Genomic DNA, 13,304 nt, shown 5'->3' on the forward strand with positions numbered 1-13,304 from the left:
GCCTTAGTGGAGTAGAAATGGAAAATCACGCTAGTAATATAAGTGAGGCGCCTAATGGCAACGATCCGGTCATCGAGCATGCCGGAACCTGTGCCCTGTGCGATGCGCCTAACGTTGCATTGGCGGAATCTCACATAATACCAAAATTCGTATATGACTGGCTTAAGAAAACGTCGCCAACTCCATATGTGAGATATAGCAGCGATGTTAATAGTAGGCAGCAAGACGGCCCAAAAGAACATTTGCTATGCTTTGCTTGCGAACAAAAGCTGTCGGCCCTCGAAAAGACTTTAGCCTCGCGTCTCTTTAAAAAGATAGCGAATTATCAAAAACAAAAATCAATAATAAATGTAAATAGTAATCTCAGATTAGCGGTTCTATCTATATTCTGGAGAACAATTCTCACTGCGCGAAATAGAGAAAGCAGTCGAACCAATGAAGACAATGAGGCAATGGGTATATTTATTGAATCGACAAAAACTCAGATCTTGAACAACTCATGCAATACAAAAATTTATTTAGCACCATTCTTTGGCGACTCTCCTTATTATAATTTTGATGCTGAAAAAACTTATTTCCTTGAGCGAGGAATTGGTTGTCAGGACATAAGATTCATGGATGATCCACACAGGTTTTTTGCAGTCTTCAAGTTACCTTTTATGTTTTTCTATATCTTTAGCGAAGGATGGCCAGAGAGTGAGCTAGTGAATTCTAGTGAACTACTAGATGGAGAGATAAATGTCGAAGAAATTAAAGACATGCCAGATATTTTAAGAGAATATATTGAAATGGTGCATGAGGATTTCGAAAAATTAAAGAAAACAATGAATCAATCATCCCTCGACAGGATTTCTAATGACATGAGGAAAAGCAATGTTATCACTGGCGCGCATAAGTCTCTTGGACGCTCCAGGCCAAAACCTCGCTAGCATAAAGAGCCATGAATAGTAACCATCGTAATGGGCGTCAGGCTTGGCTCTGAGCGTCGTGTTGGAACAACACTAAGACGCGCTCTTGATCGCAAGAATTTAAGCTGATTTACTTTTTAGATGAATTACTCATCCGACCACCATTTTTCCAAATGGAGCATCCGATGCCCGCCACACAACCAGATTGGATACCCAATTGGGCATGGGAAGAGTACCTAGGTCACTACATGTACATGGGTCCTGCCTTTCTTCAGTTGGAGGCATTTCAACCCGAATCACCGCAGCACACTGATGAGGAAGCTTTAGAGACTTCTACGACCATCATGATGGACCCAAGCTGCCAAAGTTTATGGAAAGCGATATGCAAGAAAGTACCTAAAGGCTACGAAGCTGCGCAAAATGGTCACTGCATGAGTCTTTTGAACATAGCAATGCTGGCGTACAAAGGTCCTTCAACCCGAGCGCTAGTCCCGGCATCGGAACGTTCAAAGCGTGGAAGAAAGATTGCCAAGCTTGCAGCTCAACTACGTGATGAAATCCTATCTTTAAAAGATGTGGGTGGCGAACCTATGCTTATCACGCAGGCTCTACACAGTACACTTGTAAAAGCCATGCAGTCGACGAACGAAAATCACACAACCTACTTCTTACTAAAGGACGCACGAGAAAAACTCGGCGAAGGCTTAACCAGTTATGGATTCCTCAGCGTTATCGCGACCAGGGTCTTTGGGGACACAGAAGACAATGTCTTCACCGCGCTGGAGAAAAATGCAACGGCCTGGAGCGAAACGAAACCAACCATCTATCGAGCAAGCGCAGCAGGTGCCAATAGGCAGCACTTCGTACAGGTCATGACCTACCATTTTCGGAGCAGGTACGGCAAGCCTTGGAGGGAGCATGTGGCAACCCTGGTGAACTGCCTCTATGAAGAAAAAATTGATGCCGCCACCGTAGTGAAGCTTGCACCTTGAACGAAAGTTAGCAACTTGGCAGATTTCGTTACATGGAAGAAAAATCTAGCATCTGGCCATCTTCCCTCAATTAAGGCCAACGGAACTCGTCGCTATGCTTTCCTCAACGAAACTTGTTGAGGCAATCGGATGAAGAGACATACGAAGTTCATAGCAATGTTGGTCACCTGCATCACCATGGCCGCCAATCTCATGCGAGCCAGTGAAGAATTTGTCAGCTCCCTAAACCATCTCGTTAAAGCAATTTTCTACCAGAATTGAGATTGAGCGCTCAGTGACGCTAATCCTAGCAGCCGAATTGGTGATTGAGGCGTTACAGGCTCATCATCGTAAGCGATGACTCAGACGCTCTCTTCCTTTGGAAACCTCTTTCGCAAACCATCGCCAATGATTCGGCCACTACCCTTGAATGCGGCTAATGCCTCATTCAAATAGCCTTCTTGAATGATGATATCGGAACCATCTTTTGACAGAAGAGGATGGTCGGCGATGTAGGTGGCTACGTCATCCTTCAACTTACTCCCGCCATGAATCAGAGCGTTTCGAAAATCAAGAATCTTCTTTGCAGATTGCCACGGCCCTCCTCCCTGCTCAATCGTGACGCCAGCACACAATTTGAGATAAGAAACCGCGCGCTCCACACCCTGGCCTTGCAGATTCTTGAAATCGATATCGAAATTAAGATGACGTTTTACGCTAACACACAGCTCATTCAGTTCTTTCTCAAAAAAGCTGCACAGCATCACCAAAGTCGATGAGCGACGCAGGGACGGAAAGTAAGTTTTGAAGACTGCCTCCAAATCCCAGGCCCTATCATCCAACCCTCCGTGCAGCTGAATCAATCTCGCTTCCTCTTCGCCCCACGTATCATCCACAACGAAATTCTCCGATGATTCATAGTGCTTAATCATCAGCGCACAGTCTTTCTCCACCCCGACAATGAAAGCATCAAAGAGCTCAAGTCCAGAGCCAAATCTCAGATCATCCCAGCGTTCAAAATAGTTGAAGTAGAGCTTGACCATATTGTTCGCCTTATACACTCACTCTTATCTTGAGTGACCAAGAAGTGCCTTGAGCATCGATACATTCAACCACTACCGCCACTTTAACCCTGCTCATAAAGAAGACAGCTCCTCTGCGGCCCAGGGCCGCATGTAGGACGTGATGTGCACATCATCCAATTACTCATGGCCCACAAAGGACCTCTGACGCTCATCAGACACCTTGGCACCTTGAAGGGCTCAAGGATGAATGAAACCATGGGTTCGCCATCGGGCACGCACATAGCTTTCGAATTTTCTATCCACCAACTCAAGATGATCTGCGTGGTCGCTGACGATGATCTGCGGCATGAGTCCGTAACGCTCCTCCGCCAACTCGCAACACCGAATCAGCTCCTTGTACATCTTGACCACCGACTTCAAGTCATCATCAACCCGCCCTTCTCGCCCAACCCCTTGCGCCAATTCTTCAGCGTCAAATTCTTCACTGGAGTCACTAAAGTAGTTCGGAAAATAAACCTGCGTCGGCTGGTCCAGAAACAAAATAGGCGGAATCTTGCAGCCTTTACTTGAGTACGCAGCAAAAGCACGATGCAGAGCAAGGAACAAAGTCAAATGGCAGTAGAGCCAGTTTGCGCCGCTGCCCATCGACCGTAGGAATATCTTCTTACCATCCTGTTCATGCCAAAGATCGAATGTATCTAGACCGAAGCGCAAATTGATTGGTAGATAGGACTCTTCGAAGTCGAAGTTAGCACCGATATCCTTCATTTCTTTATCGATGAACACCCGAACCTCTTCCATCTTCTGAGCGACGTCGAACTTTGCCAGTTCTGTGCGAGCATCATTGATACTGTTGCGCAGTTCGCCGATTCTTGGCTGCAAGTCCACCTTGCAAAGAGAGATGTAGAGCTCCAGAGTAGCCTCGACACGATTCTTAGCTCTGATCGCCAATTCCGAAATTGACCTACCACGCGCCAGTTCTGCCGTTTGCTTATCTAGTACATCAATCTCAGCCTGGACAGACTTGAGCTCTTCTTTCCTCGACCGGATCTGACTATCGATCTCACGCTCTTCCGCTTCGAATGTTTCTCGCATATAGGGGGAAACTCGAAGTTCGTTGTTAAGCCAATCGATGGCCTCAACGAGACGGTTAGCCTCATGTTCGATCTGATTCTCGGCAGACTGACAGAAGGGACATGCGGAGATCGCGATATCGGCCCTGTCAGGTAGTGGGATGTCATCGGCATTTCTCACAAAATTTGTTGCCGACTGAACAGACGATTGCAGAGCAGTTTTTTTCCTAGACATCGCCCTAAGGTCAGCTACAATTTTTGACCGACCTGCATCCAGGCCCTGGCGTTGCCTATCGAAGTCTGAGTTGTTGGCGTCCACTTTGATGGTCGTTTCACCCAATCTTTGTAGCGACCGCTCAGGATTCGCCATGATACCTGCCGCATCCAGGTCAATGAGCTTCGAGCCACTGATAGCCTCGTAAGCTTCCAACGCATGCTCAATCTGAGTACGAGCATTCTTTTTCTCCTCCTCCCTCCTAGGAAGAGCAAGCTCAAGCTTCCTCAACTCTTGACTCATCTCCTCCAGCCGCTGCGACAGTACAAAATATGCCTGATTCGCAACGCCCATGAATATCTTAAAGTGCTTAATGACTTGCTCTCGTTTCTCTTTCTCGTCAAATCGATAAAAAACGGCGTGCTTGTTAGCAATCAGGTTCTGATGTTGAAGCATGAAGGAGGTGAAGCTTCGTACCGATGGCGTAGGAGACTTCCTTCCCGTGATAGCCCTGTAAGAGTCGTCCTCGTCTACGCTATCCATTTTTACCGAAAAGTATCTGCCAAGCTCATCTTTGAAATCTTTAAGAGGTCTGAAATAGTTGTTCTCGAAGAAATCCTCATCAATGAACAGGGGATCTTTACCTGTCCACGATTCAACCTCCCTAACGAATGCATGCTTGTCATCCGGCCTCCTAGCCAGCACCAGATCAAAGCTCTCGAAGCCAAGCACCGTGAAGTACAAGGACGATGCCTTGGTGATTTCCCCTTCAGGCACCGTGTACTCTTCACTACCAAAGCAATAGTCGAAGATCTCGATGATGGCACTTTTACCCGTCGATGACTTTCCTGTGATGATATTCAGACCGGGAGCGAAGGGGACATGATGTATTCCTCCTTCCTTATCTAACACACCAATAAACTTGACGAAGCACTTCATAGCTTTCCAACCCCTAGAATCCGATAAACCGCAGGAACGCTGTAAGGCGACATGAGATGAGCCAGCTTCTTAGCTGCCTTCGTCTCCTTAGGCATCAATCCGTCGACCACGTTCGTCACTTGTCCAGCAGCTACAGACAGGTCTTCTTTTACTTCAAGATAGTTGCAACTAACAGAATTCTGCATAGCGATACCAGTTATGTGCTTCCATCTCTCAACACGAACAGAAAGCCCAGCCAAGAAATCCTTATTCTTGCAAAATGTGATCAACGAACTCGTTGACTTTGCGTTCCAAAGGAACTGTCTTGAAGGCGGATGGAGAACGATGGGTAACACCAAGTATCCAAGCAGAACGCTTCGCTCCTGATGCTCCAGTGAAAAAAAGAAGCTTTCGATGACGGGGGCTAACACGAGAGGGCTTTGCGTGAGCGTCGCGTAGTTCTGAAAAGCTTTGATACCCATCACCAAAGCCTCCAAACAACTTCATCCTTCTCATCAGCCAGCATATGATAGATACCGTTTCGAAAATCGAAGGGCGTTACGTCAAAACCCGGAAAAGGCTGCACAGCGTCGGCTGTGATTTCGTCATAAAACGTCTGGGAAGCCGCCATTTGATCGGCGCCCATATTTCTCCTAGCAACTCGATGCCTTTTTGCATGAATCCTTGCAAGTTCATCGACATATTCTTGGCATGAATCCGGAGAAATCTCGTAATCTCTAAAGTCCTGAAGAACCGTATTGTGAGCATAAAGATAGTTACTTATTGCAAGCGATAGCTCTTCGCCATGATATTCAATCTCACCCAGCTTCTTTACGAAGCTCTTTTCTTTGTGAATATCTACAGTATCTGAATCAATCGCTGCCAAAGATTTCTTGTACTTCTTTGGAAATTCCCGCGTCCCTTTACCGTATGCCTGATAGAGAGAAGCAATTTTTGCATCAAAACCTTCAAACGTGATCTCCCAGCCGTTCTCCATTGCTTCCGGATTGGAAATGTAGCCAAAAGCATCCGCCAGGAATTCTTGTCTTTTAGCTTCCAGGGCACCCTTACACTTCTCATACTTCATTTTTTCCCACAGCTCAGGCACTCCATCATAATTACTAGATATGCAAGCTTTCTCCAAAACCTCAAGAAGCTTGGCAGCATTACTGTCTGCCATAACGATACGCTGCATAAGGAGCACTGCTGGCGCCTTGGCCTTAGGATTTTCCGTTTTCGCGGCGGCCAACCTCTGCTCCGATTCCTTCCAAATGGAAGTCAATGTAGCGAGGCGCTCGGATACGCTCAAATCATTCCAGTTGTGCAACCGGCTCTCAGGGCCAATGGCTTGAGTCGTTAGGAGAACTAACCGCGAATAGGGCGTCTGGTCAAAGCTTCCGTCGCACCAGTTCTTCAAGGTTTTCCACAAGTTCTCGTGATTATCCGTTAGATTACTCCCGTACTTCTTGGTTTCAATCTGGACATCCGGGGTAGTAACATCACCAAATTTCTCAATCCACAGCCTCTCGCCCTTCCCAAGACCGAAGCACTGCTCCAACGCAACACAAAATTGGAACGTGGTACCTGCCAGCGAATCGGTAGCGTCATTGGTTACCTTCTTATCTGCCACGAACCTCTCCAACAGTTAAAAGTTAACGCAAGCCGAGCCTTTAGACAGCCCTATCGACCAGCATTGCAAAATCTTTAGCCCATAACCAGCATCCCTATAATCCACACAAGCTCCCGAGCTATTGACAACGCACTTATAGACGCTAACTTCATTTACAGAAAAATTATTTAATCATCGAGGTCAAAAATGATAACTGACAAAAATTTACCAGTGATACAACTTGAGATAGAGAAACAGCTGAAGAAGTTCTACTTATCTATATTTCTCGTTGGAGCGATAGGAGCAACTATTGCAAATATTATTTGGTTATTACTTATGCGAATCTGAAGATGGATTAGCAGGGGCAGAAGGATCTGTATTGCCACCACCTGTGGCGTTCTTGACTTCATCATTTGCAATTTTCTCAGCAGCGTTTGCGGCGCCAGCCGGGTTAGTCACATCATGTGATCTGCTCACATGGCGATATGCAATGAAAAATGCGGCCAACGTGAGAATGACAACAACTGCCGCTGCCAGCGTCATGTGTTTAATATGTACGTTGCTCATCACTTTCTCCGTGTACAAGACGATCCGGACCATCCCAAACCTTAAGATCTCGGGCTGTTAAGACCACCAGCAGCAGGCACGACCGAACTCCACCGGAATTCAGAGTGGTTCCAGCTCTCATCTATGTAGCGCAGCAGGTGGCCTGGCAGACATCTAATCCTAATACAGACATATTCCCTTGCCATGCTCAATAACCCCCTATCAGCATTATTTCTCAGCATACGCCTTTTACCTCCATTGGCGCTAGGGAACGCCATAGATAGCCCCCACAAAAAAGCCCAGGTAAAATTAGACAACAACTCCAACATTGGAACTTGCTCGGAACGGTGGGGCACCACCCTCTTGGACCCCGATAAAATCGGCGACGAAGTAAATCGTGAACGGAGGCCAAGAGCAGGATCACTCGTTGGCAAGCGCCTCGATCTTTTGGGCACTTGATGCACTCAGTCGTTCGTGCACCTTTTGCGCAGCCCTTGCCTGTCCCGAGTCTCGCCATAACTTGAACGAGAATAATCCCAAGATCAGCAAGAGCCAGGCGCCTGCAACACGTTGTCGATGCACTGTCGTTTCAATATAGGCAGACGTTTTTTGGTCGGACCAAAACTTACAGATACTGATTGCAGCGTTTTGAGCAAAACCTGCCTTGGCCACATCGCCCAGATTAGGTTGAGAGCATTGACTCCTGTCAAATTCTTCAGCATTCCACGCGAAAATAGCTTTCGCGTTATCGTTCCCGAGCAAGAACCATTGGTCAGATGTCTTGAAGGCCAAGATTGCCCTTGAGGTAGCGAAAGTTAGCAATGTAGGAAGCATTAGCACGATAACGAAGATAGATAGACTGGCATACGCCCTTCTGAAGAACGTCAAAGACCGAGCCATTTTTTCGCTAACACAACGTTTTTTTGGATTGAAATAGCCCCCTGCACGTCCCACCGTCTCAAGGCTGATGTTCTTGTCCTTCGACCATTGAATCAACTCTTGCGCGTCTTGGTTGGTTTCAGCATCAACCGCCACAAACCTGAAAAGCATCAGGCTCGATTGCTCACCCAGGTACCGCTTGATAACAGGGTCTGTTATCCCACTTTTGCCGTGAAACACCCGCCACAAAAAGTACTTCAGAATGTACCAAGAGCGTGTTCGAAAGATCATCCATCCAAAGAAAATGAAGCCTGCAACTCCACTCAAAAGTCCAGCCACGTGGCTGTAAGTAAAAAAGTCCGAGAACATCCCCAACTCCATCCCCATCCCCTTGTCCTAGCATTGCTTTCGCAACGAACTTAGTGTGCCTCTCAGAGTCTTCGCTTTGTATTTTCAGCACCTGACCCGTACGTGGCTAAGGCTAAGATACCCCCTTGTCATAGACTCTGTAAGAAAGGCTGGACTGAACCAATGGTTGAAAGCCGGAAAGCCTTGACTGGATCTGGGCCAGCTTCTATGGGCGAAGGAATGCACGCCATCGCGGCCTTATGGGCGCAAACCCATCCCGCCCCTCTTCACGACATCTGTGTTTTAGATTTGAACCGATGCGAGGTTAGATCTTTTCGGGGGGATCAAAGTCTTCTGCTGTCGAACGCCCCCAATCGTAAGCGGGCTCGCTTCTCAATCTAGCAATAGTATGCAATGCATCCATAGCGGCCTTCATCATCAGGAGGCCAGTCTCTCCCTTGAACTCTGTTTCAAAGGATCCGTCTTCTCTCATGTAAACGTAGCAGCCCCAAGCAATGGGTGCCGGTGGCGCCCCCCTGACTTTGGGCTTCGGATTCCACGAAATCTTCGCCATGGCTCATCCTTTTTGCGGATGTGGAAAGTGTGTAACGCCTGCTTACACCTTCAATGAAGCACTGAACTGACCAGATTGATACGTGGAAAGTGAAACACCCGCCTGAAATTTCGATAGCGTCACTACTCGCTCTTCCAGGGTCGGGGTATCGATGTAGAACTTCGGCAACGTCGCCCCTGCTCCCTTGTGGCCCGTGATTTTGCCGATGCTGGTTTCGGTCACCCCGGCCCGGTCTAGCCTGGTTGCCAGGGTATGGCGAAATGCATGCATTCCCATGCCTTCTTCCAGCACGCCACGGGCCTTGATATAGGCGCAAAATTGCTTACTCATCTGTTTGCCAAACCCGCGCCCGTCATTGTTCGGGAGATGCGGAAAGAGGCGGTCATGCCCTGCTGCCTTCACATCTGAAACGAAGTCTAGAAATCCAGCATCGAGAAGAGGTTGTGCCAACGGCACAAACCGCTTTGATGCCTTGTTCTTCAGCTTCTGACCTGGGAATCGCTTGTTGATGTGGTACCCGGGAATGCCGTTGACCGTTTCAACGTCGGCCACATACAACTGACTCAGCTCATTAACCCGGGCTCCCGAATACAAGCCAAGCATCGGAACCCACCAGCGATGGGGGCGGTCTGCCCATGCTTTGAACGCCGATGGCTCGAAGATGGCATCCAGCTCCTGCTGAGTAAAAGCCCGACCCGTTTCTTCTTCAGACTCATCTTTCTTGTGGTTGAGGACACCCGCCAGCGGGTTGGCTTGCATGTGTTTATTCTTGATGAGCCAGTTGAAAAACACAGACAAGCGTTGCCTGTGTTTGTTGAGGGTCGCCTGGGCAGGAGCAGGTTCGTTCAAGCTTTTGGCTTTTGCCAACGCAGCCTTGATGCTCAGCCTCTTGAACTCGGGGCGCTGGGTGGCGTGCTTCGGCCAGAATCTCACTTCATCAAAAAACAGGCGGCAGTCGGTCCCATCGATGTCCGTCACCGCCTTGTTCCCGACCACCCCGAGAAACAGGCTCAAGGTATGGCGGCTTTCTAAAATGGTCTTGCTGTCACGGCTGGCCCGACGCAGGTCCGAGAGATGGACCTCCATCAGGTGGGCGAACTGTTCTTCCTTCCTGGGCTTGCCCTTGGCTGGAACCTGAGGAATACGGGTGGCCGGGGAGGCTCCCGCTGAGGTGATGATGTCTTGAAGCTGCCGCTCGTCATCGGGAGTCTCGACCCGAACACCCCTCAAGACCACCCCATTGGGCAATTCAACAGCTTCTAGGGTGAGGTCGATATGGACCTTGGCCGCATCCATCGCCTTTTTAATATCCACCGTTCCTCCCCTCCTTAGGCTGTCAAAGGCCCTTGAGAGCACCATCCCCAAATACGCAGAAGCCAACCTTGCGGCGTCTCCTGTGTGTCGAATTGGTCGAACAATGAAGCGAGAACCCACGACCTTTTGCAGGTCAGTCGGCACCCGAAAGCGCACATACAAACCCGAATCACGGGCTATCAGAAGAGGTTTCGGCATGGAAAACGATACCTAAAGCGTAACCAAAAGGACGCTCGTTTCAGGTCTCGTTCTTTGCTCTAGAAATGGCTTCAGAGCGCGCTTTGCGGGCATCTGAGCTGGAGACTGGAGCGGGTGAAGGGAATCGAACCCTCGTCAGTAGCTTGGGAAGCTACAGCTCTACCATTGAGCTACACCCGCTTGGGTCCGGCGATGGTAACCGGGCGAGCGGGACTTGGGAACGGGGGCCCAGAATGAACCGATGCCGACGCCCAATACCAAACGGCAGCTGCACGACCTGTGGCATGTCCATAATTGTCGCGTCATCGCCCGGTACCACCAAGCGTTTTCTTACGGGCGAACCGCACGGAGAACACAATGCCTGGGTTTCCCGCTCTATCCAACGCGCAACGAACTGACACCAAGCGGTGGCGGCTGCTACTGCTGACGCTGCTTTTTTCCTTGTGCGCGGCAGCGCATGCGCAGTCGGCGCCACCGCCCGACCCGGCCGACGTGGATGCCAGTGGTGCCGATGCCGGGGGAGACCCGCCTTCGCGTGTCGCCCGGCTGTCTTATCAAGCCGGCGACCTGGGCCTGCTGCCGGCCGGCGAAAAAGACTGGAGCGACGCCAGCGTCAACCGGCCGCTGACCACTGGCGACCGCTTGTCCAGCGGCCAGGGCGCGCGCGCCGAACTGGAGCTCGATGGCGGCGCGCTGCGCATCGCCCAGAACACCGACTTCGGTTTCCTCACGCTCAACGACCAGATGACCCAGGTCGAGTTGACCCAGGGCACGCTCAACGTGGCCGTGCGTCAGCTCGGCGAGGGCGAAAGCTACGAAATCGATACGCCCACCGTCGCCCTGGTGATCGACCAGCCAGGCACCTACCGCGTCGATATCAGCGGCGACGGCAAGGCCACGCGCGTGACCGATTTCGACGGCAGTGCCGTGGTCTTTGGCCAGAACGGTGCGCAACGCGGCGTCGATGCGGGCAGCCGTTATGAATTCAACGATTCGGGCCTCGCCGATGTCGCCGTCAGCCCGATCGGCGGTGGCGACGAGTTCGACAACTGGGCGAGCGAGCGCGACCAGCGCTATGCGCAGTCAACGACGACACGCCAATACGTGTCCGAAGAGGTCGTCGGTTCGCAGGATCTCGACCAGTACGGCGATTGGCAAAGCGACGCCGATTACGGTGAGGTCTGGTATCCGAGCCAGGTCGATGTGGGTTGGGCCCCCTATCGCAACGGACATTGGGCCTATGTCGGTCCCTGGGGCTGGACCTGGGTGGACGACCTGCCATGGGGCTTTGCGCCTTATCACTACGGTCGCTGGGTCTGCCTGCGCGGTCGTTGGGGCTGGCTGCCCGGCCCGATGGTGCGGCGCCCGGTGTACGCGCCTGCCCTGGTCGCCTTCGTCGGCGGCGGCCGGATCGGCATCGGTGGGCCGGTGGGCTGGTTCCCGCTGGGTCCGGGCGAGGTCTACAACCCGTGGTATCGCGCTAGCCGTGGCTATTACACCCGGGTGAACTTCACCAATATCCGCGAACGTGGCCTGGAGCGTGCGGCCATCATGGACCGCATCAACCATCACTACGACTACTTCAACCGCGGCCAGCCGTTCCCGAACCAGCGCTTCGTCAATCGCGATGCACCGCGCGCATTCAGCTCGATGAGCGCGCAGAACTTCGTCGGCGCGCGCAACGTCCAGCACAACCTGTTGGCCGGTGACGCACACCAGTTCGCCAACGCACCGGTGCTCGCACGTGGCTTGGCGGTGCGGCCCACGGCGGCGAGTTTCGCGCAGCCGCGCGCGGCGCAGGCTCGACCCTTGCCTTCAGGTGGGTTCTCTCGCCAGGTAGTCGCGCGCACGGCGCCATCGGCCAGCATGTTGCATCAAGGTCCGATAGCGCACGCGGCGGGCCCTGCCGGCGGTGCGACACGGCCGGCATTCAACAATGTGCATGTGCTCAGCGGACACGGGCCAGGCAATCTTGCTGGGCGTCCCGCTCCGGTCGCGGCGCAAGCCGCACCGCGCGGCGAGTCCTTTGCCCAGCCGACACGCGCGCCCGACACACAACCCGGACAACGCCCGGATATGCGCAACGGCGAACTGCCCTCGTCCCGCTTCGCCCATCCGGAACCGGGCGCCGCGCAGGCCAACGGCCGTGCCGCCTGGCAAAACCGCATCGAGCGCAGCGAACCGCAGAACAACAACATGCCGCGGCCAGGCGCGAGCTTCATCACCAACGCCGAGGAAGACCGCGCACGCGCAGCGGCGCAGAATCCGGCCGCCCAACAGCGCACCCTGCCCAGCGCGCCGCAATTCAATCGCCCCTCTCCGGAGAGCCTCAACCGCCCGGCGCCGCAGGAACAGCAACGCTTCGAACGCGACGACAACCGCCCGCGGCCGAATTTCGATGCGCAGCCGCGGCAGGAACCGCAACAACAGCGCAACGTTGCCCAGCCGCAGCAGCGTCTCGAAATGGAGCAACGTGGCTTCCAGGCGCCGCAGCAACAGCAAATGCAGCAACAGCAGCGCTTCGAACAACCGCAACGCGAGCAACCACGTGCAGCGCCACAGGGCCACCCGGAGCCGCGTAGCGCGCCGGAGCATCACGGAAATAACGACGACCATCATTGAAATAGCGAGTCCACAAAGCCGCGCCCCCGAAAAGGGCGCGGTTTTTTTATGCCCGCCCCCTCCAACTCGTCATTTCGGCGCGGGCCGGAATGACGCGTAGCTGGC

11 protein-coding genes and 1 tRNA gene are annotated in these 13,304 nt (G+C 51.9%); 3 read left to right on the forward strand and 9 right to left on the reverse strand.

Annotated elements, in window-relative coordinates; genetic code table 11:
* Window positions 1-17: 17 nt before the first annotated feature.
* Both QMG46_RS00350 and QMG46_RS00355 read left to right on the forward strand, forming a co-directional pair.
* A complete protein-coding gene (locus QMG46_RS00350) occupies window positions 18-929 on the forward strand; it encodes a hypothetical protein (protein ID WP_281850432.1) in 912 nt (303 codons plus the stop codon).
* 164 nt (window positions 930-1,093) lie between these two features.
* Window positions 1,094-1,900, forward strand: coding sequence for a hypothetical protein (locus QMG46_RS00355; protein WP_281850433.1), 807 nt, complete (start codon window positions 1,094-1,096; stop codon window positions 1,898-1,900).
* Between the two features lie 341 nt (window positions 1,901-2,241).
* Here the strand turns inward: QMG46_RS00355 and QMG46_RS00360 are convergent, their stop codons facing one another.
* From QMG46_RS00360 to QMG46_RS00400, 9 genes are all read right to left on the reverse strand, one after another.
* A complete protein-coding gene (locus QMG46_RS00360; RefSeq protein ID WP_281850434.1) occupies window positions 2,242-2,922 on the reverse strand; it encodes a hypothetical protein in 681 nt (226 codons plus the stop codon).
* Window positions 2,923-3,141: 219 nt separating this feature from the next.
* A complete protein-coding gene (locus QMG46_RS00365) occupies window positions 3,142-5,130 on the reverse strand; it encodes a DUF3732 domain-containing protein (protein ID WP_281850435.1) in 1,989 nt (662 codons plus the stop codon).
* On the reverse strand, window positions 5,127-5,591 hold the full coding sequence (locus QMG46_RS00370; RefSeq protein ID WP_281850436.1) for a three component ABC system middle component: 465 nt from the start codon (window positions 5,589-5,591) through the stop codon (window positions 5,127-5,129). The genes QMG46_RS00365 and QMG46_RS00370 overlap by 4 nt, the downstream gene beginning before the upstream one ends.
* A complete protein-coding gene (locus QMG46_RS00375) occupies window positions 5,591-6,739 on the reverse strand; it encodes a hypothetical protein (protein ID WP_281850437.1) in 1,149 nt (382 codons plus the stop codon). The genes QMG46_RS00370 and QMG46_RS00375 overlap by 1 nt, the downstream gene beginning before the upstream one ends.
* Window positions 6,740-7,048: 309 nt before the next feature.
* The gene (locus QMG46_RS00380) at window positions 7,049-7,285 is read right to left on the reverse strand and encodes a hypothetical protein (RefSeq protein ID WP_281850438.1); all 237 of its coding nucleotides are present in this window, start codon (window positions 7,283-7,285) and stop codon (window positions 7,049-7,051) included.
* A gap of 399 nt (window positions 7,286-7,684) precedes the next feature.
* Entirely contained in the window at window positions 7,685-8,512 is an 828-nt protein-coding gene (locus QMG46_RS00385; RefSeq protein ID WP_281850439.1) for a DUF6216 family protein, read from the reverse strand.
* A 304-nt stretch (window positions 8,513-8,816) separates the two neighbouring features.
* Complete coding sequence (locus QMG46_RS00390) at window positions 8,817-9,065, reverse strand: hypothetical protein (protein ID WP_281850440.1); 249 nt, start codon at window positions 9,063-9,065, stop codon at window positions 8,817-8,819.
* A gap of 42 nt (window positions 9,066-9,107) precedes the next feature.
* Window positions 9,108-10,379 carry a site-specific integrase gene (locus tag QMG46_RS00395; RefSeq protein ID WP_281850441.1) on the reverse strand — a complete coding sequence of 424 codons (1,272 nt, stop codon included), beginning with the start codon at window positions 10,377-10,379 and terminating at the stop codon, window positions 9,108-9,110.
* A 304-nt stretch (window positions 10,380-10,683) separates the two neighbouring features.
* Window positions 10,684-10,757, reverse strand: a tRNA-Gly gene (locus QMG46_RS00400).
* A gap of 177 nt (window positions 10,758-10,934) precedes the next feature.
* Here QMG46_RS00400 and QMG46_RS00405 point away from each other — a divergent pair.
* Entirely contained in the window at window positions 10,935-13,199 is a 2,265-nt protein-coding gene (locus QMG46_RS00405; protein WP_281850442.1) for a DUF6600 domain-containing protein, read from the forward strand.
* The last annotated feature ends 105 nt before the right edge of the window (window positions 13,200-13,304 follow it).

The sequence above is a fragment of the Dyella sp. GSA-30 genome (assembly GCF_027924605.1).
Classification (GTDB): domain Bacteria; phylum Pseudomonadota; class Gammaproteobacteria; order Xanthomonadales; family Rhodanobacteraceae; genus GSA-30.